Raw genomic sequence first — 26,191 nt, 5'->3', positions numbered from 1 at the left:
AAAACATATTACAATTGTTCCAAAAATCTTATTTTTACAAAAAGGTGTGCTGTGAAATTGTGGTTTCCTTATTTTTTAGCGATTGTGTTTTTACATCTCTTAGGTTTTATTTTGCTTTTTATGGCTAATAACGCCACTTTCTATGCTGCGGCGTCTATGGCTTACATGCTAGGGGCAAAGCATGCCTTTGATGCTGACCATATCGCTTGTATAGATAACACCATTAGAAAGCTCACTCAACAGGGTAAAAACGCCTATGGGGTGGGATTTTACTTTTCTATGGGACATTCAAGTGTGGTGATTTTAATGACAACGATTAGTGCGTTTGCGATTGCTTGGGCTAAGGAGCATACGCCGATGTTAGAAGAAGTGGGTGGGGTAGTGGGGACTTTGGTTTCTGGGATATTTTTACTTATTATGGGACTATTAAACGCCATTATTTTAATGGATTTATTAAAAATCTTTAAAAAATCACACTCTAATGAAAGCTTGAATGAGCAACAAAATGAAGAGATTGAACGCCTTTTAGCTAGTAGGGGCTTACTCAATCGCTTTTTTAAGCCCTTATTTAATTTCATCTCTAAGTCGTGGCATATCTATCCTATCGGTTTTCTTTTTGGGTTAGGTTTTGATACGGCAAGTGAAATCGCCCTTCTCGCCCTATCAAGTAGTGCGATTAAAGTGAGTGTGGTAGGCATGCTTTCTTTACCTATTCTTTTTGCTGCTGGGATGAGCTTGTTTGACACCTTAGATGGAGCGTTCATGCTTAAGGCGTATGACTGGGCGTTCAAAACCCCTTTAAGAAAAATCTATTACAACATCTCTATCACAGCCTTAAGCGTGTTTATCGCTCTAGGTATAGGCTTGGTAGAATTATTTCAGGTTAGCACACAAAAATTGCATATTACTTTTGAAAACCCTTTACTCAATTTTTTACAAAATTTAGAGTTTGGGGATTTAGGCTACTATTTAGTAGGCTTATTTGTTATAGCGTTTTTAGGCTCATATCTCTTATGGAAATTTAAAATTTCTCAATTAGAGCGTTAAGCCCTTAGATTATCACTTAACAAATCCTTAAAGCGGTTGTTTGAAAAACTTGGCATAAAGGTTTGAGCGTTTGAAAGACTTTCACTCAAATAGCCTAACATTTCCTTAATTTCATTGAGTTTTTCTTCTAAATAAGCCTGAAATTCACTTGCATTTTCTAATAAACTCAAAGGATTAGCTACCATAATTGAAAACACTTCATCATTAATGCTAATGTTTAGCTCAGTATCAAACAAGGGCGATGCTAAAAACTGGCAATTTTCTACAATTTCTTGTAATTCTTGTTGAGTGATAGAAGTTTGCAAAGCGTCTTTATCTTCTAAACCCATGCTCTTATTTAAGAGCTTTTTACAAGCGATTTGTAAAACTTGTAATGCCCCTATACTCTCATTAACATTTTTCATATCTCTACTGAATTTTGCAATTTTTTGAGATTTTTCTAGTCCATTGGTTTGAAAATCGCCTATCTCAACATCACCCAAATGCTTTTGAAAAGTTTTTAAAATATCCATAAAAAACCCTTTAGATAAAATTAATGGTCTATAAGCATTTTTCGTTCCTATTTGTCTGTGTTTACCTAATCTTCTTAAAATTTGTTTTTGGATATAATATAAATATCAACTTTCAATTTCAAAAACTAGAGAGACTTTGATGAAAATGTTTTGGCGTCTTATAATTGGAATTTCCTTAAGTGTATCTTTTTTTGCTTGTTTAAATGCCTTAGAAAAACCCCATTTAATTTATGATATTACCCCTATTGAAAAAGTCCCTAAAAATTTAGAAGATAAAGACAAAGCCCCTCACTTATTACTATTAGGGGGGATTCAAGGCGATGAGCCTGGGGGATTTAATGCGACTAACTTGTTTTTAAAGCACTACACCATTTTAAAAGGCTCTGTAAAAGTTGTGCCGGTATTAAATAAGCATTCTATGCTAAGAAATCATAGAGGGCTTTATGATGATATGAACCGCAAATTCGCCCATTTAGATAAGAATGACCCCGAATATCCTATTATTGATCATGTCAAGTCTCTCATCTCTGAGCCAAATATTGATGCGATTTTGCATTTACATGATGGTAGCGGGTATTATCGCCCTATTTATATTGATTCTATGCTCAATCCTAAGCGATGGGGAAATTGCTTTATTATTGACCAAGAAGAAGTTAAAGGCGCGAAATTCCCCAACCTACTTTCTGTTGCCACTCACACTATCGCTAATATCAACGCCCATTTGTTGCGTCCCATTGAAGAATATCATTTGCGAAACACTCACACCGCACAAGGCGATAAGGAAATGGAAAAAGCCCTAACCTTTTATGCAATCAAGCAAAAAAAGAGTGCTTTTGCCAATGAGGCGAGTAAAGAACTCCCACTAAAAACAAGAGTGTTTTATCATTTACAAGCGATTGAGGGTTTATTAAATCAGCTTAATATTCCTTTCAAGCGGGATTTTGAGCTTAATCCTAGTAGTGTGCATGCTCTTATCAATGATAAAAGCTTGTGGGCAAAAATTGACTCTCTACCTAAAATGCAAATTTTTAACTTACGCCCCAAGCTCAACCACTTCCCCCTACCCAAAAATACTAATATTTCAGATATTCCTATAGAAAGTAACGCTTACATTGTAGGCTTAGTAGAAAATAAACAAGAAGTATTTTTAAAATACGGCAACAAACTTATGACAAGACTTTCGCCCTTTTATACAGAATTTGACAATTCCTTAGAAGAAGTAAAAATGCGAATAGATAATAGCGAACAAGTTATAAAAATAGGAAGTGTTATTGAAGTTAAAGAGAGTTTTTATATCCATGCCATTGAAAATATGCGTGCAAATGTGATTGGCTTTAGTGCAACTAAAGAGAGTAAGCCTAATGAAGTGGGTTATACGATTGAACTAAAGGACTTTCAAAAGCGCTTTTCACTAGATAAACTTGGCAAAATCTATCGCATAGAATTTTATAAAGACAATGCGTTTAGTGGAATGATTTTGGTGAAGTTTGGATAGAGATTAAGATGGCAAGAAAAAATAAAATAGAGACAGATATAAAGATTTTAATAGCCTTTGGAATGCTAATTTTTTGGATTATTTTTGCAATTTTTCGATATCCAATGGTAACACTAGGTATTTTAGGTATAGCTTTCTGTATATACCTAATCGCATTCAATCATTCTTTGAGTTCTCTTATGCCACACAACAGCTTAAGTCCATAATACAAAACATAGCCACTCTATAGCTAACGCTAAAACAGAGCTTTTACCTTATTTTGGAGTATCATCTACAATGTTAATTGTAAAATTATTAATTATTATTTTTACATATCCAATCATGTTGTATCTAATTCAACGAATTTTTACCCATAGAATAAAGACAAAATGGACTTGCTTTATGCTTGTTTCTATAGCCTACTTAGCTTATTTATTCTTTCCGTTTTTTAAGAAAAATTGGGATTTGCTTGCCCATAAAGCTATGTCTTATCCTCTTGCTACCTCATCTATGGATTTAGCAATCAAACTATTGGTTATATTAGGTTGCCTTGTGCTTTTTTGTATGTTGATAGCGCATAATTTTCTAGTAAGAAAAAATTTAAAAATAAGAAAAATGCACTTAAGGAAAAAGACAGAACATCTTAACAAAAGAAAAGAAAGATTAAAAACAGAACAAGAAAAATTTGAAATAAAGAGACAAGAATTAGAACAAGAAAAAAAGAAACTAAAAATGGAGAAAGAAGCACTTGAGTGGCAACAAGAAAGTTTTAAAAAAAGAACGGAATACTTCAAAGAGAAAAAAGAAGCGTTTGAGGCAAAGAAAAAAGAATTGGAACAAGAAAATCAATCTCTAAAATCAGAGATTGAAAACCTCAAACTACAAAACGACTTAAATCTTACTCTAAAGGATATTGATGAAATGGATGGATTTGAATTTGAGGAATACGCCAAATCCTTTTTTGTCGCCAAAGGATTTGAGGTTGAAATCACTCAAAAAAGTGGGGATTATGGAGCGGATTTAATCTGTGAAAAAGGAGATAAGAGAATGGCTGTGCAAGCCAAATGTTACTCCCAACCAGTTTCTATCAAGGCTATCCAAGAAGTTGTTGGGGCAAAGTCTCATTATGGTTGTCAAGAAGCTTGCGTGATTACCAACAACCACTTCACAAAGTCCGCACAAAATCTAGCCAATTCTAATGGGGTAATGCTTATTGGTAGAGGCGAGCTAGCACGATTCATTGCTAACAAAGGTTTAATTTAATGCCCCCCATTATTGAGGTTTAAACTTGGAATAAACCCTTTTTTCCAAGCAAATTTTTACCCCAAATACCGCCTGTCCTTTTCACGCTTAATATCCTTAAAACTATCCAAGTATTCTAGGTAGTTGATTAAATATTTACGAGAGATTTCTAAATGCTTTTTAAAATTACTCACATCTATAAAACCATCTTTAAGAATGATAGAACGCATTTGAGCTAAAATTTTGCTAAGCGTTATGGCTCCCACAAACACATTCTTATTCAATCGCACCACTTTTTTAGCCTTAGTCAAGCTTTTTAATAAATTATCACCCGTAACTTTATCCAAGTCTAAAGTCTCATAGAGATTATAGGGGGCTAGGGGCGTGGGATTTTCTAAAAGTTCAAGCATGCTTTGGCTGAGCTTATTTTTAATACTATCTATCTTTAAGCCCTTTTTGAGATACAAACCATCTTTTTTGTCTAATGCGCCTAGTTCTCTTAAAGTTTCTAAAGCTTGAAGGCTTAAAAAATCACCCGCTCCAAAAAGAGTGCTTGAAGAGAGTTTAGAGCGATAGAATTTAATGCGTCTTTCTAAGGCTTTCAAAGAATACAAGGTTACATTTTCTTCATCTAAAAGCAAATTCGTTTCTTTAGCAATCTCTAAAGCTTCATCTAATTTGAGATTAAAGCGTTGCTCCACACACCCTAGCCCAAAGCCTTTTAAATGCCCTAAGGCTAGCAATTCAAAAGCTTTCTTAAAATCATCAAGTTTAAGGGCTTTTAAAAGCTCTAATTTTAACGCCTTGTTTAAAGGGTCAGTAATCGGGTTTAAAACTTCTAAGCCCCCCACTACCCTATTAGCCACACTAACTACCCCCAAATCCTTAAAACACACAAAAAAGGGCTCTTCTAATTCTAAAGTATAAAAATTCCCGCCTAAATCTAGCACTCTAGCAAGAGATTTTTTGGCACTAATTTGAATATTCACGCATTGCAAGTGTTTTAAGGGGGTGCGAGTAAAAATATCTATTTTATCAAACCCACGCATTTTAGCTTTAGGGCTTAAACACATGCCATTTTTAAGCTCTTTAGTCTCAATATTTTTAAGATTGAGTGCCACTCTACTATGAGCTTGTGCGTTTGTGACTTCAACTTTATGCACTTGTAAGGCTCTCACTACACTTTCTTTTTTCAAATCATTAATGAAAATCTTATCGCCCTTATGGATAATGCCTTGATAAATAGTGCCTAAAATAATCGTGCCATAGCCATGCTTATGCAACACATTATCTACATACATTCTAAAAAAGCCGTCTCTATTTCCATTTTTATTCGTTATTTTATAATTCAAAAGGGCTTGTTTTAAATTCTCTATGCTCTTACTATCATAAATGCTTGTTTCTACAACCCCCACACTTTGAGGAAGATTTTTTAGAATTTGAGCTTTTTTACTCTCTAAATCTTGGCATAAATCGCATTTATTCAACACTAATAAAAAAGGAATGTTTAAAGCGTTTAAAATCAACAAATGCTCGTTAGTTTGAGGCATAATCCCTTCATTAATATCCACAACTAACAAACTCAAATCCAAACTCAAACTCGCATTAATCGTTTTAGAAATCAAGCTCTCATGCCCTGGCGTATCCACAAAAGCAATCATTCTGTTTTTTAGCTCTAAGTGCGAAAAGCTAGGCTCAATCGTAATAGAGCGTCTCATTTCTTCTTTAGAACTATCCCCCCAAAACCCATTCATCGCTTTAATGAGAGAGCTTTTTCCATGGTCAATATGCCCTAAAACCCCTACAAGCAAGTATTCCAAAAAGCCTACCTATTTTTCAAAAATCTTAGTAACGCACTAGAAAGCGAACCAACAAACACGCCTATAAGAAACATTAGCCCATTAAAAAGATGAAAATATAAAAGTAAGCCCAAAACACCTAATAAAACGATATACCCCCCTAAACGCCATAAATTAAAAGACATTTTCAAACCTAGGGCGAATTTTTGAAACTTTGTAGGGTTATTTTCTTTCTCTTGTGGATTTTCTGAATTTTTTTCTTTTAACTGCTTTGTAACGCCATAATACGAAGACAACACTACGATAAAAAACCCCAAAAAACCCCCTTCAAAATTCAAAACCCCTTGAAATAATGCGAAGCGATAGACCACTAAAGCACCGATAATATTGATAACCAGCAAAACCAACAAGCATTTAATTTGACACATGGGTTTTTTTGTATCTGTCATATGTTTGTTTTATGTATATATTTAGGGTCTTTGGCTAATTCTTCATAGTCTTTTTGCATGTTCTTATAAGCCTTATAGACATTCAAAAAACTTGCTAAAACGCCCCAAACAACCCCAAGCCAAAAAAGCCATGAAATACCCGTAAGTTTTTTAAGCCCATAACCAATCGCCACGCCTATAAGAATTGCCACCACCATAGACAATCCAAGGCTCAAGTAATTCGCCCCTTCTATAAGCTTGTAATATTTTGGCTTTTTCACAAAAATTCACACGCCCTTGATAATCTCATCAAAACTCTCACTAGCTTTTAAAATAACCAAATCAATCATCTCTTCAGTCATAGGCTCACAAATAAAGCCGGTTTCAAAGCTTGAACATGCTAAATACACGCCTTTTTTAAGCATTTTTTGATGAAATTTTGCAAACATCTCGGTATCACTTTTTAAAGCGTCATCAAAATCACACACCTCATTTTCGTTAAAGAAAAAGCCAAACATGCTCCCCCTATTAAGCGTTTGTAAAGCGATATTGTAATTTTTGGCGCTCTCTTTTAAACCTTGAGTTAAACGAATGGCTAGAGCATTCAAGCGAGCATATAGAGTTTTATCTCTTTTAAGTTTATATAACGCACTTAGTCCCGCACTCACGGCTAAGGGGTTACCACTTAAAGTGCCAGCCTGATATACGCCCCCAACAGGCGAGAGCAAGTCCATAATCTCAGCACGCCCCCCAAAACACGCTAAAGGAAGCCCTGCACCTATTACCTTACCAAAGGTTACTAAATCAGGCACAATATTATAAAATTCTTGCGAACCACTAAGACTAGCCCTAAACCCACTCATCACTTCATCTAAAATCAACACCGCTTGATGTTTTTCGCACAAAGCTTTTAAACCAAGCAAAAACTCTTTTTTAGCCGGCACTAACCCCATATTCCCTGCAATGGGCTCAATGATAACACAACCTACATTACCTTTTTTAAAGCATTCTTCTACAGAGTTTAAATCATTATAACGAGCCACTAAAGTGTGTTTGCTAAAATCACTTGGCACGCCTAAAGATGATGGCGTGCTAAAAGTCGCACACCCACTGCCTGCTTTAACTAACAATGAATCGCTATGCCCATGATAGCACCCTTCAAACTTAATCAAATCATCTTTTTGGCTAAAGGCTCTAGCAAGGCGTATCGCACTCATAGTCGCTTCTGTGCCACTATTGACTAAACGCACCTTATCTAAACCATCATAACTTGTAATGATTTCCTTAGCTAAAGTGGTTTCTAACTCTGTAGGAGCTCCAAAAGAAGTGCCCTTTTTTAAAGCGTTGATGATGCTTTCTTCAATCTCTTCGTTTGCATGCCCAAAAATCAAAGGCCCCCAACTTTGCACAAAATCTATATAGTGATTATTATCTACATCATAAAGATACGCCCCCTTACCTTTTAAGATAAAGGGTGGAGTGCCATTAACACTCTTAAACGCCCTTACAGGTGAATTAACCCCCCCAGCAATCACTTGCTTAGCTTCATTAAAATCATTAATACTATGCAACAACTCCATAATCTTTAATCATTCCTTTATTAAACTTTCAAATTGAATCTCAACTTGCGACCAAGTCAAGCCTTCGTGTTGGCTCTCACATCTTTTGGTAAGGCTTGCTAATTCATTTTTCAAACTAAAACTCAATAAATCCAAGACCCCTTTAATCACAAGCTTATTGTCGGCAATAGTGTATTGCATAGGGACTTTCACGCTTTTATCATTCATTTTCACATAGGCAGTAAGCGAGCCTAGTTTATCGCCCTCTATGACATTTCTAAAAGTTACTTTAATACTATAATTTTTAAAAAGAGCAAAAAAAGCCTCTTTAACATTCTTGTTTTTAGTCTCATCGCCTAGATTGACTTTCAAGCCATCCATGCTCGCATTCGCCCCTTCTAAAAGGGTTTTTAAACTCTCTTGAGATTTACCTAATTTATAAGTGATATTATCAAAGCTCCCACTCACTGGCGTTTTAGCCTTAGTTTTAAAGGCCGTCCATGTCATCTTGGCTGAAGACATATCCAAATTCACAGCTTGTAAAAACCCTACCAAACACAAAGATACTAACATTAATTTTTTCATAATAAATCCTTTGTAATTTTTTCTTAAAGGCACTTGTTATTGTAGTGTAAAAAAGCATGCTTATAGCTACAATCACTCAAAATAACAAATTTTAATCCTTATTTGCATTCTTAAAATTACTTTAATCCCTATCACAGCTATACACAGCTACTTGTCTTTTATCCTTTTTGTCTATACTAAACTCTTCTACACCTTCTAATAAATGCAAATACTTTTTATTATCTAAATCCAATAAAATTTCTTTTAAGCTTTCTTTATGACTAGGCTTAAAGATAAAGCCATTAACGCCATGTTTAATTAACGCACTCGCCCCACAATTCTCACTCACAATAACAGGCATTTTATAATACAAAGCCTCTTCTACCACTAACCCCCATGTTTCTTTCAAGCTCGCTAAAATCAACATGTCATGTTCTAAATAAATGCGAGATAATTCAGCATTAGGCATAGCCCCTAAAAACTGAATGTTTACAGCACCTTTTGCAAGCTCTTTTAAGCTCTCTTCTAACTCCCCTACCCCCACTAAACTCAAATGATAGTCTTTTAATTCTTTAAAAATCTCTATCAAAAACTCTAAATTTTTAACTGCAATCAAACGCCCTACAAACAAAAATTTCTTATGGTATCTTCTAAGTTTAGGCTTAAAATCTAGCTTGTTAATGATTCCCACGCCTAAAGTTTCTCTGATTTCGCCCTTAAAATTTAAAGCTTTCAAAAGCTCTTTATGAGTAGAAGCACACACAAAAGCTAGGCTTATTTTTTTTAAAAAGAATTTTTTGAGCCATGCTTTTAACCCACAAGTCTTACTCTCATAAATGCTAGATTCCACTACAATGGCGTTTTTATCCTTAGGGTTTAAAAATCTCAAAGCCCAAAATTCTAAACAATCCCACCCACTTATAAGCACTCTTTTAGTAGGGCGGTTTTGTAAAAGGGCTTTTAATTGTAAAATATTTTTTAACACAGAGCGGTTTTGTAAGCAATCTTTGCTTAAAAGCAAGTATTCAAAAGAAATATTCTCTAAATGTGAAAAATCACTAGCTCTTTTTTCATTCGTATCTAGAGCCAAAAACACGACAAAAATCTTTAAATTTTTCGCCAGCTCATTATACAAATTGATTTTATAAAAGGTCGGCAAATGCGTAACAATCACATAATCTAACATATTCTCAACTTTTTGCATTTTAGCTATCTATAATATTATCAACTACTTCACACCAACCATACAAATCCGATTAAACAATAATGCTTTAAACACCCCTAAAATACCAAAATTTTTATAAATAATTTGATATTTTTCCAATCTATTATGCGCCCTTGAAGAAATGCCTGTCATATCAAACACACATACCACCACCGCACTAAAATGCACTAAATACTTATGCTTAACTAAACGCATCATCATATCATTATCCGCACTAATCTTAAAATTGACATCATAAAAAATATCTTCTTTTAAAATCTCTGCATTAAAAAACATACTCTGATGCAATGTGAGTAAATTTCCATACTTCACTAATTCTAATTGGCGCTCTGGAAAGAAAACTCCTTTAATAGTATCAAATTCATAACACCCACAAATTACAGCACTTTTTGGGTCTATTTTTTCACTAAAAATATCGCTTAAAACGCTTTTGTGCTTAAAAATATCACCCGCATTCATAAAGTTTATCCAACGCCCCTTAGCATATTTAATGCCCTTATCTTTTTCGCTTATATAGTAATCTATCCTATCAGAATATTTTTCTATAATTTCTAATGTTTTATCGTTTGAGCCACCATCTATAATGATATATTCCATATTTTCATAATCTTGCTCCAATACACTCAATATCGTTTTTTCTAACAAATCTTGTGCGTTATACACAACGGTAACAATACTGACAAGGTTTTCTAAATTTTGCTTAATGATACCCTTTGTTCTCAATCCACCACTAACGCAATCCAATATATTACCTCTTTAAAATCTCTTCATACAACTTAATATATTTTTGTGCTACCACTTCATCGCTAAAGTTTTCTAACACTTTTTTTCTAGCGTTTTGACACAATTCTTCATAATTAGGGGCGTTTATTACCCATTCTATGCCTTCTTTTAAATCTTGTGTTTCAAAAGGTTTGGCTAAATAGCCATTCATTTTATGCTCTATTAAATCGCTATTACCCCCTATATTAAAGCCAACAACCGGCGTAGCACACGATAGACTTTCCATAATGACATTACTTAAATTTTCTTGGCGGCTTGGCACAATCACACAATCTAAAAGATTATATAGAGCTATTAAACTAAACTCATCGTTTAAATGCCCCAAAAAATGTGTTTTAAAACCCAAATCAATAGGGTTTGTAGGCTCATTAGCCCCAAAAATCACGCATTCAATGTCTAAATTTTTATCTAAAAGTTTCAAGGCTTCTAATAATAAATCTATCCCCTTATTATTATCTTGTGTCGCATTTATAGCCCCAAACCCAACAAGCTTTTTAGTAGAAGAGATATTTAAAAGGCTTTTGCAAAATGCCTTATCTAAAGGCTTGAATAGATTTGTATCCACACAATTAGGCAAGCAGTAATGAAACTTATCTTTTAAAAGAGTGCTTTCTTTAGCACAACTACTAAGCCACTGGCTTAAGCCTATAATATGCAGATTAGGAATTTTTTGATACGCCTTTTGCTTGGAGTAATAACAATATTGATTTAATAAAGGCATTTTTAATGTGTCTTGTATGTAGTGCTCCCCCAGCACTAAAAGCCCACATATCATGCAAACTCCATACGATAGGTTGCTTGATTTTGGCTAAATCTCTTATAGGTAGCATGCCACGCCCAATCCAATGCAAATGCACAATGTCAGGTTTTATTCCATCAATTTCTTTTAACACAAAGCTAAAGGGTAGCCATGCAAGATTAAAGGGGGCTTTAATGCGGTTTGGATAGAGTAGAATGGGGGCTTTGTCTAAATAAGGGCGGAGTTTGTTAGCAATTTTGCCTAGCTTAGAATGAGCGCTATGCACCAAACGCCTATCGCTTGTTCTTTCTTGCACTAAGACTTCACTCTCTATATTTGCTTTTAATAAAGCCTCATGCAATCTCAAACACGCCCTAGCTGCTCCGCCATTATCCATCATGGCATTTAAATGTAAAATTTTCAAAACTCTATCCTTTAATTAGCCTTATTGTGCTCATATCTAAGTAAATGATTATACCCCCCCAAATTTCACAATGCGAACTTTTCTTAATCTTCCTATAGCTCTATAAGAAGAATTTTCTCTTAAAATAATTCTAGGCAAACACGAAAGGTAATCTTTATGCTCTTTATAAATCGCCCCACGCCTTGTGCTACACGCACTCACTAGACCTAACTCCTTAACCACTTCTACTTCTCTTAATTGCGTGCTATTTTTACAGCCATAAGGATAGGCAATATGCTTGATTTTTGTGCCAATTTGTTCTTCTAAAATGCGATTAGCTAAACTGATTTCTTCTTTTACGCTCGTTTTATTTTCAAGCGTTGCTAGAGCATAATGGCTATGCGTATGCCCCCCAAGTGTGCAAAGCTTATCCTTATGCAACGCTCTTAATTCTTGCGTATCCATATAATTTTTTGTGCCTATAAATTTAGTAGCCACAAACACCACAAAAGGCACATTGTAGGCTTTAAATAAAGGATAAGCGTTCGTATAAGTATTTTTATAACCATCATCTAGGCTAAATACGGCTACCTTTCTCATTCTCTTTTTAAAAATGAGATTTTCACACAATTCATCAATACCCAAAAAGCTAAACCCTTTCATTTGCAAATGTTTAATAAATTTTTCTAAAAAACTTTGCGAAATATTCATATTATCGCTAAAAGCAATTTTTTCTTGTGTTTTTAAAACATGATGGAGCATAAAAATCGCTCCACAACCCGCATAATACTTTTGCATAAATGGGAAATATGAGAGCGCACTCACACCCCTTTCTACCCAGCTTTTTAACATCATTATCCTTTTACAAAATTTCAATACAAAATACAAACCCCCCTACTCTTTAAAACAATACTCAATAATAACTCAAATTCCCCTTAATGCTCTCCTTTTTATTTTTTAATGTAGTTAAAAGCTTATATACATTTGAATGAAAATCACAGAGAAAAGCTACAAACAAGCCTTAAAAAGAAATTGCGTGAGGATTTTATTAAGTATTTTATGTCAGAAAAAAGCGCTTTTACAATCTATGTCTATAAAGGCAATGATTATGAACCTTTAATTATCAAGCACTTTAAAATGCTTAATGGCAAAATATTTATCAGAGACAATCAAGAGCTTTTAATTGCTGTGCATAAAGAAGATAATCAGTTGCAAGATTTTATAAAAACACTCAATAATAAAGTTAGTGAATTAGCGTGGAACTAACAAGGGAGTTTAAGGCACAAAGTATAAATCCGAGTTTGTTTGATTTTTAAACCCTATTAACAAAATATAATACTTTGTTAATAGAGCCTATTTTAATTCTAAGTAGCTTTAACATACGGCGTTTCAGCAAGTGGTGGGTAAACTTTATGTTTGAAATACGCATTCAAGCAAATTCTTATACTCGCAATCAATACTAAGAGTGCCACAACCATAAAAAACACGCATAAAATCGCATTAATCGTGTGGTTAAACAAGGATTTTTTAAGCGAACTCAATTCCTTTTCATCAGTCGTTATGGCGATTTTTTCTTTCAAAATTTGCATGTGTGCCACATGAGAGACATTATTAAGCACCCTATCATCACTTTTTGGCATAACCTTTAAAATACCGCTATAAAAAGTGATAAACAAAATGAGAGCCGCTGGAATAGCGCTTATCATTGCTCCTTTAAAACGCCCCATTTTAAACAGCACCGTAGTAACTAATAATAACGCCATGCCCGCTAACATTTGGTTGCTCACACCAAATAAAGGCCATAGCGTATAAATTCCCCCCTTAGGGTCAATCGTGCCTTGATACAAGAAATACCCCCACCCTGCTACACACAAAATGGTGGCAAAAATCCCTGCACTATAAGAACTAAGATTACCCAAAGGCTTATACACATTACCAAGTAAATCTTGAATCATAAAGCGAGCGGTTCGTGTGCCAGCATCAACAGCCGTGAGAATAAAAAGGGCTTCAAACAAAATCGCAAAATGATACCAAAACGCCATAACACTAGGATCGCCTAAAATTTGATACACAATCATCGCTAAACCGATTGCAAAAGTGGGTGCTCCACCTGTGCGGCTTAAAATGGAGTTTTCACCGATATTTTTTGTCATCTCGCGAATTTCTTCAGCACTGATACTAAAACCCCATGAGCTAATCACAGAAGCAGCTTCAGCAATATCTTTAGTGATACTAATTTCTGGCGAATTGATAGCAAAATAAAGCCCTGGGTGTAAAATCCCAGCACATACTAATGCCATAAGAGCTACAATGCTCTCCATAACCATAGAGCCATAGCCTACAAGTCTTGCATCACTTTCCTTAGCAAGCATTTTAGGTGTAGTGCCTGAAGAAATTAAGGCATGAAAGCCACTAATGGTTCCGCAAGCCACCGTGATAAACAAGAAAGGAAACACACTCCCTGCAAACACAGGCCCACTACCATCTAAAAATTGCGTGATTTTAGGAATTTGCAAAGGCGGAGCGACTAGAATAATCGCCACAATTAACACCCCTATAACGCCAATTTTTAAAAAAGTGCTTAAATAATCTCGTGGAGCGAGTAAAAACCATACCGGTAGAATGGAAGCTACAAAGCCATAGCCCATAATCATCCATGCTAAAGTGCTAGCTTCAAAGGTAAACATTTGAGCTAATTTAGGGTCTAAAGAAACATATTTACCCGCATAAATGGCAATAATCAATAACACAAAGCCAATGATAGAAATCTCTAAGGTTTTATGCGGTCTTAAAAAACGCATATAAAGCCCCATAAAAATCGCAATAGGAATCGTCATAGCAATGGTAAAAAAGCCCCAAGGCGAATGCGCTAGAGCTTTTACCACTACCATAGCTAAAATCGCAATAATAATTATCATAATACCTAAAATGCCTAAACTTGCGATAGCCCCCACAAATTTGCCCATTTCAAGCTTAATCATTTCGCCTAGTGATTTGCCATCACGCCTAATAGATGCAAAAAGCACCACAAAATCATGCACACAACCCCCTAAAACCGAGCCTATCAAAATCCATAAGATAGAAGGTAAGTAACCCATTTGAGCGGCTAGTATAGGGCCTACTAAAGGGCCAGCCCCAGCAATGGCTGCAAAATGATGCCCAAAGGTTACAACCTTATCTGTAGGCACGAAGTCCTTACCATCATTTCTCACACAAGCTGGCGTGGCTCTATTATCATCAAGTTTTAGCACTCTATAAGCGATAAAATGGCTATAGAAGCGATAGCCTATGCTATAGATACAAGCACTCGCCACTACAAGCCATAGCGTGTTAATGCTCTCGCCCTTATGTAAGGCTAACACACCCAAACAAATCGCCCCTAAAATGGCGACTAGCACCCAAGCCAAAGAGATTAAACCTTTTTGCATGTTTTATCCTATTTGTTTTTGATTTAAAAAACCTACAAAATCTTACTACACATCATTACAACCAACAATAATGATTATCAAAAAACCACTCTTTTAGGAATAATTAAAGTAAAATTGTGAGAATTTGAACCATTAAGGTTAAAAACCATGCTTAAAGATATGCCAACTCAACGCTTGATTTTCTTTCAATTTCAAAAAGTCTTTTTCATAATGTTGCAACTCTTCTAAATCCAAACACGAATCTAAAAGCTCAAAATGGTGCGGACTCATTGAGCATTGCCAAGAAGTGCTAGGCTCATAAAAACTAAGCTGGTTTTTAAACATCATTGCCATAGCATTATCCCCCATAGCACTATTAAATTCTTTTAGTGTGTTGTTTGTGCTAAATAATGGCTTAGAAAAAGAGAGGTAGCTTTGATTTTTAGGTGTCAATAGTTCTAAAATCGTTGCGATTAAATCCATATGAGTGCCTAAAGTTTGTTGTGGGTATAAGCGCACAGATTTTGGTGCAACGACAATTAAAGGAATAGTGTGGTTAGTCTCTAAATGCCCTTTAGCCATTTGAAAATTCCTATCAAAATGGTCTCCTGTGATAATAAAAAGCGCTTTAGGAAACTTCTCTTTAGCCCTTTTAATAAAATGCGCTAAAACACTAGAGCTCCAAAACCTTGTCCCCATAGATTGTAAATCACTCGCATTAGTGATAGACTGAGCCATTTTATCTAATGGCACTTCTAAATCGCCCTTAAAAGCTTTTAAGTTAAGATTGTAAGTATCATGATTTGAGAGCGTTAAAATCATGTTAAAGCTTTTTTGATTGTTAGAAATGGTGTCTAAAATATAATCAAACAAGACATTGTCATGAAAACCATAATTATTACTCGCTGGCTGTGGATACAAACTCGCATGTTTATTATAATAAGGCTCAATATTGGAATAATAAAACAGCTTATCAAAGCCTTGCGCTAACACAAACTTTTCTAAATTCTGCCAATTAGAACTCCCGCCGTAGAAAAAATTTGTGCTATAGCCTAGGGGTTTAACTTGCAAAGCTAGTGCGGTTTCTAAAGGCTTGACGCTCGCCATTCTACTCATTAAGGTTTCACTAAAAGGATAAAGCCCGCTTACCAACAAGCCAATGGTTTTAATCGTCCTATCTGTGCCTTGGATAAAATGCTTAGGTTTAAACGAATAGACATTATCTTCTTTTAATAAAACTTGAAGTTTTTGCGCTAAAACAACCCCATTTAAAGACTCAAAATAATAATCGCTCAAACTCTCTGCCACAATAAAAAAGACTTGCTCTATTTTTTCACTCGCTTGACTTGTGGAATGATGTGTTAATAACGCCTTGAGATTATAGGGCTCATTGGTTAATCTCTCATGCAAAATAGTCTCCAAACTTTTTGGCGTAAAATCTGCAAATTTAGGCATTTTGGTGCTAATTTTAGCTAAGTTATAGAGAGCATGAAAACTGCTTGGTGTGATAGTGCGTAAAAATTTATTAGTAGGAAAATGAGCGCTCTTATCTAAGCTTAGCCCCTTAAAAGAAAAGGCTGAATTGATAGACACCACAATAAGCACACTTAAAAACGCTAGAAGTCCCCCTACTTCTAAAAAGCTTGTTTTTGTGTTTGTGTTTAAAATTCTCTCTAATTTCTTAAGACCACGCACATACAAAAACACGCATACAATGGCTAGAAAAACGCTCAGTAAAATTTGCAAAGGCAATAAAGCCTTATGGTGTAACCCCATAGAAAAAAGGGTTAAAAAATCTTCTGTGAATAATCCTAATAAATTGCTGTTATATACATCGCCAAAAAGAGTGTAAAAAGCAATATCTCCCATGCCAACAAGAACGCATAGAAAAACAATAACCCCTCCAAACGCCTTTAAAATCGCCCCCCCCCCCGAAAAGTTGTTTTTTAAGGAAAATTTTCTGTCCCCATAGCACTAGAGCCAATAGCGCATAGATTAGAGCCACACTTGCACTTATGCGTGCATCAAAACGCAACCCACTCCACAAGGTTATGGCAATATCATTAATGGACACTTCTTTTAAAACATCATAAAATTGATAGATGACCAAACCAAATAACACACGCAAGCAACCAAGCAAGGCTAAAGTAAATACAAAAAGATAAATACTCGCACTTAAAATAAAACGCATTCTTAACACAACAGCTCCTTAAACCACACCATAACAATCTAACAAAAGATAAAATTCTAACCTAAAATTGTTTTAAAAGAGATAAAAGTTTAATTAGTTATTTTATTTAAGTTTTTCTACAGATTCAAATTCCATTTTTGAGATATTTTAAAAATAAAAAGCTATTTTATTATTAAGAATTAGCTGAGGTTAATAATAATTCTGCAAAATATTTCATCAAAGTAAGTTAAGAATTTAACCTAATAAAAAAATTGGCTTAAAAGAAAGATTAGATTATATGAGAGTTAATGGTGCCGAAGGTCGGACTCGAACCGACACGAGGTTGCCCTCACCAGATTTTGAGTCTAGCGCGTCTACCAGTTCCACCACTTCGGCACAACTAAAAAAGTGAGATTATACCCACTTGTTCCTTAAAAGAACTATAAAGCATGGTGCACTGAGCGAGAATCGAACTCGCACGAGATTGCTCTCACCACCCCCTCAAGATGGCGTGTCTACCAATTCCACCACCAGTGCTTAAAAAATTAAAATAAAAAGACATTATAGCTAAATTTATGCTTTTTAAGCAATAAATCTAGCTTAATGTAAGGCTTAGCTTAAGAATGGATTGCTATAAATAGCAATAATAGCAAATACTAAGGTATAAATTACTTGCGCTTCAATCATCGCCATAGCTACAAACATAGTAGTGAGTAATTTACCGCCAACTCCCGGATTTCTCGCTGTGCCTGTAATAGTCGCTGCTGCAGCATTTCCCATACCAATCGCCCCACCAAATGCTGCAATACCTAAGCCAATCATTGCTCCTAAAATAGAGTAAGATTTAATCATCTCTGCCCCACTTGCATCATCAGCAAAAACAACGCCTACTAAACCAAGAAAAAATAACGCTAAAAATTTCATTTTATCGCTCCGTATGTTAGATATTTGCTCGTTTTTATTTCGAATCGTTCCTCTACTCTCAAAAACATAGCAAGGACGCTATTTTGCCATAAAATGGCTTAAAATCCCTTTTAATCAGAAAAAACCTAACTTAAATATTTTCACATAAAAACACTAGAAAAAAACCAAAGATTAAGCTAAGGATAAGGATAAGGATAAGGATAAGGATATTATACTGATAAGTTTTTTAAAAAGTATTAAATTATAAGGATAAGCAATGATTAAATGCAATGATGTAAAAGATTTGAGAGCAATGCTTGATAAGTTACACTATATAGCCACTAATGAAAAATTTAATGACTGTTACACCAAACACACGCATCATAATAATGGTAGCATAGTTAATGTGTTTGACAATGGCACCATAACCTTTCAAGGGACAATAAAAGAAGAAGAAAAAAATAAACTCATTGAAATCATAGAGGCTATCAACACACTAAAATTAAAATAGAAGGATATAAAATGTCTCTTAAGGCAATATGGAATGCAATCTTTAATTCAAAAAAACGAGATTTTCTTGTTCATAAATTAGAAAATGCCCTTATGCAAAAAGATAGTAAAGAGTGTATCAAAATAGGTATAGCTTATAGAGATGGCGACGAAGTAGAACAAAGCTTACAAAAAGCACATGAATGCTTTTTAAAAGCCGCAGAGATGGGAGATAGTGAGGGGTATATCTGTTTAGCACTCTTGCAGTGTCATTGCAATAATTTGGAAAATTTTGACATTCAAGTAATAAATAAAAAAGCTCTTGAATACTTAGAAAAAGCTGGTAATATGGGAGATAGTCTAGGATATATCCTACTAGGTTCAATATATGAAAACGCTAATGGCGTAGAACAAGACTGTTTAAAAGCCCTTGATTTTTATCAAAAAGCTGTTGCATTAAAAGAAGGTGATGGCCTTTTTAGAATAGGACAAATGTATGAAAAAGCATATATTGAACCGACACAAGAGTTATTGGATGAATTTGAAATTGATAGTAGTGATTCAGATAAGAATATAAGCATAGCTACTCAATACTACTTAATAGCTGCAAATTCTATGCAAAGTGCAGATGCTTGTTTAAAAATTGCAAAAATTTTGTATGATGATTACAAAGCGCTAGAAAAAGACAATGAAGAAAAAGCCTTAGAATTCCATGGAGATGCCATAGAATATTATCAAAAAGCAGGAGAGTATGGAAATCCTAAGGGGTATACTGAATTAGGATTAATTTATGCATGGGGGGATAGCATTATAGAATACGATTTTGAAAAAGGGATTAAATATTTTCAAAAGGCTGCTAGTATGGGAGATAGTCAAGCCTATTTGGAATTAGGAATTCTTGCATCTGTTGGTGAAGAATGTAGTATTTATGGCTTTGATAGAGCGATTACATATTTTCAAAAAGCTATAGATATGGGAAATTTTGAGGGGTATACAAAAATGGCTGCAACATATGGGGAATGGGCATATAAAGTTGATGATAGAAAGCAAGCTAGTGCGTATTTTGACAAGAGCGCTACCTATTGGCAAAAAGTTGGAGAAATGGGGGAATTTATAGGATATTTTAATGCAGGGAGATTATATGAAAGTGCTGGTGCTATGGCCGGCAAAGATAAAATTAAAGGGGTAAAGATAAATGAACAAAAAGCCTTTGAATGTTTTTTAAAGGCAGCTAATATGGGAGATACAAAGAGTTGTTTGAAAGTAGGGGTAGCCTATTATGATGGCAATGGGGTAGAAAAAGACTATACAAAAGCCTTTGAATACTTCCATGAAGTTATAAAAAAAGAAAATAATGAAAAAGAAAAAGCAAAAATCAAAAAAGTCTTTTATACAACAGCAGATATTCTAGCAGACGCACACATCTTTTTAGGAAGAATGTATGCAAGTGGTTTTGGAGTAGAAGAAGATCACAATAAAGCATACGAACATTTTTTAGAAGGCGCACAAGCAGAGGTTGGAAAACATCAAAAAGCCTTTGCATACTCTGGTATTGCATTGATGTATCATTTACGAGAAGATGATGAATTTAAAGCTCTTCCTTATTATCAAAAAGCTGCATCACTTGGGAATGCCTACTCAATCAATTATCTTAAAAATAGATAAAACTAATTTTTAAAAGGAACTCAAATGAATATAATGTTTAAAGCATTTTTATTATTTCTTATTAACACATCGTTTTTAACAGCATCGGTTGAAAAAGACCGACAAACAAATGGGATTTTGTTGTTTATGATTTTAATACTACTTGGTTTTTTAAGTGTTATCTTTTTTACTTTGAAATGGTATAGAGATTTTAAAAAAGTTGGCTTTAAAAAAAGTGCCATCAAATTTGCTGTTGCTTGTATAGTAGGTGCTTTTGTGTTTAAAGGTGCTATGCTTATTGCTGTGCTTTATTATTCTGGAGTGATTGGGTAGTATATTTTAAATAAAAATAGAAATATTTTTTATGCATAATAGCTTAAAGCTCATTGTGAAAACTTAAGTTAAGTTGAACCAATTCGTTTTTACGGATAGTGGCACAATTAATCACAACACTATTTTAATCGGCAAAGCGAATTTAATAGGTTGGGCAACAAAAATGAATATATAAAAATACCCAAACTAATATTTTTAATTATTTTAATGTATAAAAAGAGAAAGAAGTTCTAGTTAGATTAATTGAAGCTTCCAAAAAAATGCCTTCAAAATATCATTATTGCCAAAAGAAAAGGAATAGAAAGCAACATATAACAGATAATTTTTATAAGCCCTATGCCTTAGTTTTGTTCGCATAGGGCTAGATTTAAAGGCAATAAAAAATAGCTTAGGCTAAGTCTAAGCCAATCTTTCCTTTATTAAAGCTAGAAATTCTGCAACGCACTTTATCGCCCTCATTAAGCGTTACGCCACATTTTTCTATGATTTGCTTACGCAACAAGCCCTCGCCCCCTTTTGGTAAGCTTAGAAACGCTCCAAAATCTACAATTTTTTTGACTTGTGCCTCTAAGATTTCATCTAGCTGGTATTGCTCTAATTCTTGGCAAGATTTACGCAAAAGAGCTAGAATAAATTCTTTAGCCTCTAAAATGCGCTCTTTATTACCCATAATTTTCACTTCGCCACTAGGCTTATTCAAATCAATCTTAACTTCAAAGCGCTCTACAATATCTCTAATCGTGCGCCCCCCTTGACCAATAATTTCTACAATCTTATCGGGCGCAACGCTAAAAATCTCTGTAGCGGGTAAATTAGCAAAGTTGATAACAATCTGTTTTTGAGCCTCTTGCATGATGTTTAGGATATGCTCTCGTGCTTTTTTAGCTTGCAAAAGTGCGGCGTTTAAAATCTCAAGCTTAACGCCATTAAGCTTAGTATCCATTTGCATAGCTGTAATGCCTTTAAGACTACCTGCAATTTTAAAATCCATATCCCCTTGAGCGTCTTCTAAGCCACTAATATCACTCAAAATCGCATATTCATCGCCCTCTTGCACCACACCCATAGCAACTCCAGCTACCAAGTCATAAATCTCTACCCCACTTGCATAGAGCGCTAAAGAGCCTGCACACACGCTTGCCATTGAGCTTGAACCATTGCTTTCTAAGATTTCAGAAACTAAGCGAATGACTTGCTCTTTGTTTTTAATGCTTGTTTCAAGCGCCCTTTTAGCCAAATTCCCATGCCCTAATTCACGCCTTGAAGTCGCACCAATAGGGCTTGCCTCGCCTACAGAAAAAGGCGGAAAATTATAATGGAACATAAAGCGTTCTTTATAGGGGGCTTTATGTTCTAAATTTTCATGGCTTTGAGCGTCATTATCTGTGCCTAAGATTCCTACAACCAAACTTTGAGTCTGTCCTCTAGTAAAAAGAATAGAGCTATGCGCCATAGGCAATAGATTGCTTTCTATAGAAATAGGGCGCACCTCATCTAAGGCACGCTTATCAGCTCGCACTCTATCTTTTAAAATCATGCGCCTAATTTCAGCTTTTTTGAGCTTTTCTAAAGCCAGTTCAATTTCTTCATAACTAAATTCTGAATGCGCCTCACTCACATGTTTAGCAATATTTTTAAAAGCACTCTCTCTTTCACTTAAAGCTGAACTTTGAATACCTAAGATAATTTCATCAAAATATTGGCTTTTAAGCAATTCTAATAAGCGCTCATTCACGCAAGCTAACACGCTCTCTTTAAAAAATGGGGCATTTTGCAAGGGCGTAAAAGTCTCTTCATAAAGCGTGCAAGTTTCTTTCAAGCTCATCTGGGCTAATTCTAAAGCTTCTAGCATTAAAGGTTCTTCTAAAGCGTTTAGCTCTTGCCCTAAAGAGCGCATTTCAATCATTGCCAAACTTTCTTTAGTGCCTGAAACAAATAAATCTAGGCTAGATTTTTCTAAAACACTCATACTAGGATTAATCACAAATTTTTCTTCTTCATTTTCTTTAATTCGTGCAATCCTACAAGCTGTTACACTTTTAATAGGAGCGATATTGGCTAGATATAACGCACTAGAGGCAGCATTAAGCGCTGAAACTTGCAAATCATTTTCTGTGTCATGGCTTAAAACCATTAAGGTGATTTGTGTGGGATAGCGATAATCTTTAGGGAATAAAGGGCGTAAAGTCCTATCAATCAAACGAGAGGTTAAAATCTCAAAATCGCCGGGTCTGCCCTCTCTTTTGACAAAGCCTCCGGGAATCTTGCCTGCAGCATAAGATTTTTCTAAAAATTGCACCACTAAAGGCAAAAAATCTTCGCTTACTGGCTCTTGTTCTACGCACACACTCGCTAAAATGAGTGTTTTTCCTAAACGATACAATACTGAGCTATTAGCTTGCTTGGCAACTTGTTTGAGAGCAAATTCTTCGCTTTTATTGGCTGAATTAATTGTTATAAAGTCCATATTTTAGTTTTCCTTAGTTTGTTTATCGGTGCCTTTCACACCTAAGTATTCTTCAATCTCTTTGTTATCTAGTGCTCTTAAGCCCTCATAATGATGTTCAATAGATACAAAACATTCAGGGCGATACACACTAATAACCCCATCGCATAGCCCCTCTAAACCTTGGGCGACATTTTGGGCAACTATAGGGGTAAGAATGTAAATATCTTGACATTCTTTTTTCAAACAAGTTTGCACTGCTAAACCTGCCTTTAATCCCGTTTCAATCCCCCTATCCACAATGAAAATATTCCTATTTTTGAGACTCTTTATCGCATTGCCCTTGCGATATTGATAAATTTGAGACAAAATATTTTCTTCATAGACCCTTTTAGCCTCGCCATAGACATAATCTAGGGCAATATCAAAAGAATTAATCAAATTCTCATTCATGATAATATCCATGCTCTCACTAACCAAAGCAATTTCGCATTTGGGGTTTAATGGAGCTAAAATAGGCTCTGAAAAAAGTATATCATAATCAGCCCCAAATTTCTTTGCCAAAGCATCAACCAAGAACAAAGCATTAAAACTTAATGCCAGCATCAAAGAGCCTTTTAAATCCACATGGCGCATATGAATTTCATTAATAAGCTTATTGAGTGCATCTTCTTCACTGCTAAAATGCATGCCTGCAATGTTTGTAATATGGCTAAAATCTGTATTCAAACATCTCTCCTTAACTATCTTTTTGAAAGTGAGCGATAGGTTATGTTGGTTTTTGTCAAAGGTGAAAAATCTAATTCTAGCTTAACATAGTTATTTTCCATTACTCTTAATGGATGGTCTGGATTATTTGTCAAAATAGGTCGGCGCTGATTTACAAACTGAAAACCAATCCCAAAACAGCGGATTTTCTTAAAAATACCTATATTCCAATTTAAAATAATATTATTTCTAATGTCATAACCCACATCAGCACTCAAAGAAAAATAGCCAAAATCATTGCTAAAACCAGCCTTTAAATAATTAGCAGAATTTTCTATTAGTTTGCTAACCCCACTATTATTGTAATTATTCTTTAAATAATAAGAAAGATTAAAGGTTAAGAATTTGCGTTGATAATTCGCATTGATAGAAACTTCTTCTAAGCGATTTTTATAAAATGAATAGAATACATTCCCAAAAATATTTAGCCCCTTTAAAGGCGAAAAACCAATTTTACTCTCTAAAGGCGCTTTAAACATAGATACTTTATCGCCAATATTAATTTTTTGTGAAATCTTCCAATAAAATAGCTCTTGTCCGCCTAAGCCATAAAGATATTGCGTGAGATTCAAATTTAAAGTTTTATCATTGATGTTATTAGGCAAAATGCTTGTAGGACTCCATACTGAATCATACAAGCGCCCATTGTAATCATATCCGCTTAAAGTGGGCGAAGTATAGCTATTTAGAGCTTGTGCACTTAAAGCATACATATCGTTACTAAACAAGCCATTTTTAAAAGTGTAATAAGGCATATTAAACATAGCCTCAAATTGAATGCTATGAAAAACCTTGTTATATTCTTTAGCTAAATCCGTGTTTAAGTATATGGAATAACCCGAAGAAAAGAAATTTCCAAATTCTCTTGAAGCATTAGGCACATCTGGCACATAGGAATTTTTAGATTGCATTAAAGCTACATTAGAGAGTTCCACACTATTCCAAACTCCTAAAGACAAATACTTTTTAAACAACGAAAATTGTAATCCTACAGGAATATATAAGGAATTTTGCACATAGCCATAGCCAATTTCTCGCATAGTATTTTTAAATTGATAATCCACTGAATATAAAAGATTTTTAAAATACAAGTGATTTAAGTATTTATGGTATTGCAAATTAGGAACAGACTGAAAAGTGCTGTTATTATTAATCTTATTCAAGTTTAAAAAATACTTAATATTCATGCCATAGTAATGATTTTCAGTCTGCAAATAATAGTTTGCCCTAGACATATGTGTTGCATCAGTAATGCGTTTATTAACCTTTTCAAAGCGCACATAGTCCAAACCATTCATGTATAAGAAATCAATATAATGCCCATTATCAACATTAGAATTGAGATGAAAATACTTTTGTAAAGTGTTTCTGCTAGAGCTTAAAAACTCAAAACCAAAAATATTTTGATTTCTTAAATCATATTCTTTAACATATTTAGTATAGTTTCTAAAATAACGCATATTAAACAAGAATCTATCTTCTTTGGAGTTAATATAGCGTGCTTGAAAATTCAAACCAAAGCCTCGCTTAGAGCGAATTTGTGGCGTGAAAGTCATATCCCATGAATCTTTAGGAGCTAAATAAAAAGGTTGCAAATAGATAAAACCTGCTAAGTTTGATGTTCCAAATTCAGGGTATAAAAATCCAGTCGTGCGCTTATTGCTTGTTGACATAAAAATATAGGGCAAATACAAGATAGGAATATCGCCGATATAAATCTTTGGATTCCACATAGATAAATGCGATTTTTTCATGTTGTATGAGCCTGAGGTTGCATCAACATGCCAAATAGGATTATCAATACTACACCCTGAAGCACTCATTTTTCTAATTTTATACTTTTGGTCTTTTCCGCTTGCAATATCCGCACTCACCCAAATGCCACTCACACTATCTTGAATATAAAAAGGAAAGATGATTTCGTATTTGTCATTCAAATTTAACTTAATATAATCTGTTTTGACTAATAGCCCCTCCCCTTTATACACTTTAATGTTTCCCTCTAGCATAGCCTCTTTAGTCTTAGTGTTATAGCGCACCTTATCTGCTAGAATATACACATCATAATTTAGCAAGACTGCATTACCTATGGCACTTACCACATTATCTTTAGCACTAACCCTATCAGCTAATAGCTCAAAAATTTTATGATTTTTTTTATCAAAGCGTTGCACAGCTACTTCTTTGGCCTCTATATTAGGCATTAAAACAAATGCCAATAACCCAAAGAATAGCCACAAACAACGCATTATCATC

General features: G+C 34.6%; 25 protein-coding genes and 2 tRNA genes. 7 read left to right on the top strand and 20 right to left on the bottom strand.

Annotated elements, in window-relative coordinates; all coding sequences use genetic code 11:
- Positions 1–51 precede the first annotated feature (51 nt).
- Positions 52–1,047, top strand: coding sequence for a HoxN/HupN/NixA family nickel/cobalt transporter (locus HCW_RS03365; protein ID WP_014660817.1), 996 nt, complete (start codon positions 52–54; stop codon positions 1,045–1,047).
- Here HCW_RS03365 and HCW_RS03360 read toward each other — a convergent pair.
- Positions 1,044–1,559, bottom strand: a complete 516-nt coding sequence (locus HCW_RS03360) for a flagellar FLiS export co-chaperone (RefSeq protein ID WP_014660816.1) — start codon at positions 1,557–1,559, stop codon at positions 1,044–1,046. The two genes, HCW_RS03365 and HCW_RS03360, sit on opposite strands and share 4 nt — an antisense overlap.
- Positions 1,560–1,698: 139 nt before the next feature.
- On the opposite strand from HCW_RS03360, the gene HCW_RS03355 reads away from it, so the two are divergent.
- Complete coding sequence (locus HCW_RS03355; RefSeq protein WP_014660815.1) at positions 1,699–3,054, top strand: M99 family carboxypeptidase catalytic domain-containing protein; 1,356 nt, start codon at positions 1,699–1,701, stop codon at positions 3,052–3,054.
- Positions 3,055–3,648: 594 nt separating this feature from the next.
- A complete protein-coding gene (locus HCW_RS09920) occupies positions 3,649–4,296 on the top strand; it encodes a restriction endonuclease (protein ID WP_331270851.1) in 648 nt (215 codons plus the stop codon).
- 56 nt (positions 4,297–4,352) lie between these two features.
- Here the strand turns inward: HCW_RS09920 and selB are convergent, their stop codons facing one another.
- From selB to HCW_RS03305, 10 genes are all read right to left on the bottom strand, one after another.
- On the bottom strand, positions 4,353–6,095 hold the full coding sequence (gene selB / locus HCW_RS03345; RefSeq protein ID WP_014660813.1) for a selenocysteine-specific translation elongation factor: 1,743 nt from the start codon (positions 6,093–6,095) through the stop codon (positions 4,353–4,355).
- 5 nt (positions 6,096–6,100) lie between these two features.
- On the bottom strand, positions 6,101–6,502 hold the full coding sequence (locus HCW_RS03340) for a hypothetical protein (RefSeq protein ID WP_014660812.1): 402 nt from the start codon (positions 6,500–6,502) through the stop codon (positions 6,101–6,103).
- A 17-nt stretch (positions 6,503–6,519) separates the two neighbouring features.
- Positions 6,520–6,783 carry an AtpZ/AtpI family protein gene (locus HCW_RS03335; RefSeq protein ID WP_014660811.1) on the bottom strand — a complete coding sequence of 88 codons (264 nt, stop codon included), beginning with the start codon at positions 6,781–6,783 and terminating at the stop codon, positions 6,520–6,522.
- A gap of 6 nt (positions 6,784–6,789) precedes the next feature.
- Positions 6,790–8,082: a glutamate-1-semialdehyde 2,1-aminomutase gene (gene hemL / locus HCW_RS03330; RefSeq protein ID WP_014660810.1), complete on the bottom strand. Its 1,293-nt coding sequence runs from the start codon at positions 8,080–8,082 to the stop codon at positions 6,790–6,792.
- Positions 8,083–8,091: 9 nt separating this feature from the next.
- On the bottom strand, positions 8,092–8,646 hold the full coding sequence (locus HCW_RS03325; protein ID WP_014660809.1) for a YceI family protein: 555 nt from the start codon (positions 8,644–8,646) through the stop codon (positions 8,092–8,094).
- 121 nt (positions 8,647–8,767) lie between these two features.
- Positions 8,768–9,829 (bottom strand): glycosyltransferase family 4 protein, encoded by a 1,062-nt coding sequence (locus HCW_RS03320; protein ID WP_014660808.1) that lies wholly within the window; start codon positions 9,827–9,829, stop codon positions 8,768–8,770.
- A 24-nt stretch (positions 9,830–9,853) separates the two neighbouring features.
- Positions 9,854–10,594, bottom strand: a complete 741-nt coding sequence (locus HCW_RS03315; protein ID WP_014660807.1) for a glycosyltransferase family 2 protein — start codon at positions 10,592–10,594, stop codon at positions 9,854–9,856.
- A gap of 4 nt (positions 10,595–10,598) precedes the next feature.
- On the bottom strand, positions 10,599–11,354 hold the full coding sequence (locus tag HCW_RS09700; protein WP_231283038.1) for a glycosyltransferase: 756 nt from the start codon (positions 11,352–11,354) through the stop codon (positions 10,599–10,601).
- On the bottom strand, positions 11,293–11,796 hold the full coding sequence (locus tag HCW_RS09695) for a glycosyltransferase (protein ID WP_231283037.1): 504 nt from the start codon (positions 11,794–11,796) through the stop codon (positions 11,293–11,295). The genes HCW_RS09700 and HCW_RS09695 overlap by 62 nt, the downstream gene beginning before the upstream one ends.
- Before the next feature lie 48 nt (positions 11,797–11,844).
- Entirely contained in the window at positions 11,845–12,627 is a 783-nt protein-coding gene (locus HCW_RS03305; protein ID WP_014660806.1) for a polysaccharide deacetylase family protein, read from the bottom strand.
- Between the two features lie 132 nt (positions 12,628–12,759).
- Here HCW_RS03305 and HCW_RS03300 point away from each other — a divergent pair, with 132 nt between their 5' ends.
- Positions 12,760–13,041 (top strand): hypothetical protein, encoded by a 282-nt coding sequence (locus HCW_RS03300; protein WP_014660805.1) that lies wholly within the window; start codon positions 12,760–12,762, stop codon positions 13,039–13,041.
- A gap of 98 nt (positions 13,042–13,139) precedes the next feature.
- Here HCW_RS03300 and HCW_RS03295 read toward each other — a convergent pair whose 3' ends face one another.
- The 6 genes from HCW_RS03295 to HCW_RS03270 all read right to left on the bottom strand — a co-directional run bounded on the left by HCW_RS03295 (position 13,140) and on the right by HCW_RS03270 (position 18,276).
- Positions 13,140–15,203, bottom strand: a complete 2,064-nt coding sequence (locus HCW_RS03295; RefSeq protein WP_014660804.1) for a carbon starvation CstA family protein — start codon at positions 15,201–15,203, stop codon at positions 13,140–13,142.
- Between the two features lie 138 nt (positions 15,204–15,341).
- Positions 15,342–17,051 carry an LTA synthase family protein gene (locus tag HCW_RS03290; RefSeq protein ID WP_014660803.1) on the bottom strand — a complete coding sequence of 570 codons (1,710 nt, stop codon included), beginning with the start codon at positions 17,049–17,051 and terminating at the stop codon, positions 15,342–15,344.
- The gene (locus HCW_RS03285) at positions 17,008–17,373 is read right to left on the bottom strand and encodes a hypothetical protein (RefSeq protein ID WP_014660802.1); all 366 of its coding nucleotides are present in this window, start codon (positions 17,371–17,373) and stop codon (positions 17,008–17,010) included. Before HCW_RS03285 ends, HCW_RS03290 begins: the two co-directional genes overlap by 44 nt.
- Positions 17,374–17,661: 288 nt before the next feature.
- Positions 17,662–17,748: transfer RNA gene (locus tag HCW_RS03280), tRNA-Leu, on the bottom strand.
- A 54-nt stretch (positions 17,749–17,802) separates the two neighbouring features.
- Positions 17,803–17,889: transfer RNA gene (locus HCW_RS03275), tRNA-Leu, on the bottom strand.
- 75 nt (positions 17,890–17,964) lie between these two features.
- Positions 17,965–18,276 carry a F0F1 ATP synthase subunit C gene (locus tag HCW_RS03270; RefSeq protein WP_014660801.1) on the bottom strand — a complete coding sequence of 104 codons (312 nt, stop codon included), beginning with the start codon at positions 18,274–18,276 and terminating at the stop codon, positions 17,965–17,967.
- A 256-nt stretch (positions 18,277–18,532) separates the two neighbouring features.
- Here HCW_RS03270 and HCW_RS03265 point away from each other — a divergent pair, with 256 nt between their 5' ends.
- Genes HCW_RS03265 through HCW_RS03255 form a run of 3 tightly spaced genes read left to right on the top strand, consistent with a single transcriptional unit; the run spans position 18,533 to position 20,721 of the window.
- Entirely contained in the window at positions 18,533–18,766 is a 234-nt protein-coding gene (locus HCW_RS03265) for a hypothetical protein (protein ID WP_014660800.1), read from the top strand.
- 11 nt (positions 18,767–18,777) lie between these two features.
- Entirely contained in the window at positions 18,778–20,409 is a 1,632-nt protein-coding gene (locus HCW_RS03260) for a tetratricopeptide repeat protein (RefSeq protein WP_014660799.1), read from the top strand.
- A 24-nt stretch (positions 20,410–20,433) separates the two neighbouring features.
- Entirely contained in the window at positions 20,434–20,721 is a 288-nt protein-coding gene (locus HCW_RS03255) for a hypothetical protein (protein ID WP_043902603.1), read from the top strand.
- 388 nt (positions 20,722–21,109) lie between these two features.
- Here HCW_RS03255 and HCW_RS03250 read toward each other — a convergent pair whose 3' ends face one another.
- From HCW_RS03250 to HCW_RS03240, 3 genes are read right to left on the bottom strand one after another with little or no spacing between them, the layout of a single operon-like run.
- Positions 21,110–23,188 (bottom strand): polyribonucleotide nucleotidyltransferase, encoded by a 2,079-nt coding sequence (locus HCW_RS03250; RefSeq protein WP_014660797.1) that lies wholly within the window; start codon positions 23,186–23,188, stop codon positions 21,110–21,112.
- 3 nt (positions 23,189–23,191) lie between these two features.
- Positions 23,192–23,896 carry a phosphoribosyltransferase gene (locus tag HCW_RS03245; protein ID WP_014660796.1) on the bottom strand — a complete coding sequence of 235 codons (705 nt, stop codon included), beginning with the start codon at positions 23,894–23,896 and terminating at the stop codon, positions 23,192–23,194.
- Between the two features lie 14 nt (positions 23,897–23,910).
- The gene (locus HCW_RS03240; protein ID WP_014660795.1) at positions 23,911–26,184 is read right to left on the bottom strand and encodes an LPS-assembly protein LptD; all 2,274 of its coding nucleotides are present in this window, start codon (positions 26,182–26,184) and stop codon (positions 23,911–23,913) included.
- Between the last annotated feature and the right edge of the window lie 7 nt (positions 26,185–26,191).

The organism is Helicobacter cetorum MIT 00-7128 (genome assembly GCF_000259255.1).
Classification (GTDB): Bacteria; Campylobacterota; Campylobacteria; order Campylobacterales; family Helicobacteraceae; genus Helicobacter; species Helicobacter cetorum_B.
The sequence above is the reverse complement of the archived record's forward strand: the minus strand, read 5'-3'. Positions and strand labels throughout refer to the sequence as shown.

Coding starts and splice junctions, on each gene's coding strand:
- HCW_RS03360 (WP_014660816.1), bottom strand. CDS start 1,559: ATGGATATTTTAAAAACTTTTCAAAAGCATTTGGGTGATGTTGAGATA.
- HCW_RS03355 (WP_014660815.1), top strand. CDS start 1,699: ATGAAAATGTTTTGGCGTCTTATAATTGGAATTTCCTTAAGTGTATCT.
- HCW_RS09920 (WP_331270851.1), top strand. CDS start 3,649: ATGCACTTAAGGAAAAAGACAGAACATCTTAACAAAAGAAAAGAAAGA.
- HCW_RS03340 (WP_014660812.1), bottom strand. CDS start 6,502: ATGTGTCAAATTAAATGCTTGTTGGTTTTGCTGGTTATCAATATTATC.
- hemL (WP_014660810.1), bottom strand. CDS start 8,082: ATGGAGTTGTTGCATAGTATTAATGATTTTAATGAAGCTAAGCAAGTG.
- HCW_RS03325 (WP_014660809.1), bottom strand. CDS start 8,646: ATGAAAAAATTAATGTTAGTATCTTTGTGTTTGGTAGGGTTTTTACAA.
- HCW_RS03320 (WP_014660808.1), bottom strand. CDS start 9,829: ATGCAAAAAGTTGAGAATATGTTAGATTATGTGATTGTTACGCATTTG.
- HCW_RS09700 (WP_231283038.1), bottom strand. CDS start 11,354: ATGCCTTTATTAAATCAATATTGTTATTACTCCAAGCAAAAGGCGTAT.
- HCW_RS03305 (WP_014660806.1), bottom strand. CDS start 12,627: ATGTTAAAAAGCTGGGTAGAAAGGGGTGTGAGTGCGCTCTCATATTTC.
- HCW_RS03295 (WP_014660804.1), bottom strand. CDS start 15,203: ATGCAAAAAGGTTTAATCTCTTTGGCTTGGGTGCTAGTCGCCATTTTA.
- HCW_RS03290 (WP_014660803.1), bottom strand. CDS start 17,051: ATGGGAGATATTGCTTTTTACACTCTTTTTGGCGATGTATATAACAGC.
- HCW_RS03285 (WP_014660802.1), bottom strand. CDS start 17,373: ATGCGTTTTATTTTAAGTGCGAGTATTTATCTTTTTGTATTTACTTTA.
- HCW_RS03270 (WP_014660801.1), bottom strand. CDS start 18,276: ATGAAATTTTTAGCGTTATTTTTTCTTGGTTTAGTAGGCGTTGTTTTT.
- HCW_RS03265 (WP_014660800.1), top strand. CDS start 18,533: ATGATTAAATGCAATGATGTAAAAGATTTGAGAGCAATGCTTGATAAG.
- HCW_RS03260 (WP_014660799.1), top strand. CDS start 18,778: ATGTCTCTTAAGGCAATATGGAATGCAATCTTTAATTCAAAAAAACGA.
- HCW_RS03255 (WP_043902603.1), top strand. CDS start 20,434: ATGAATATAATGTTTAAAGCATTTTTATTATTTCTTATTAACACATCG.
- HCW_RS03250 (WP_014660797.1), bottom strand. CDS start 23,188: ATGGACTTTATAACAATTAATTCAGCCAATAAAAGCGAAGAATTTGCT.
- HCW_RS03240 (WP_014660795.1), bottom strand. CDS start 26,184: ATGCGTTGTTTGTGGCTATTCTTTGGGTTATTGGCATTTGTTTTAATG.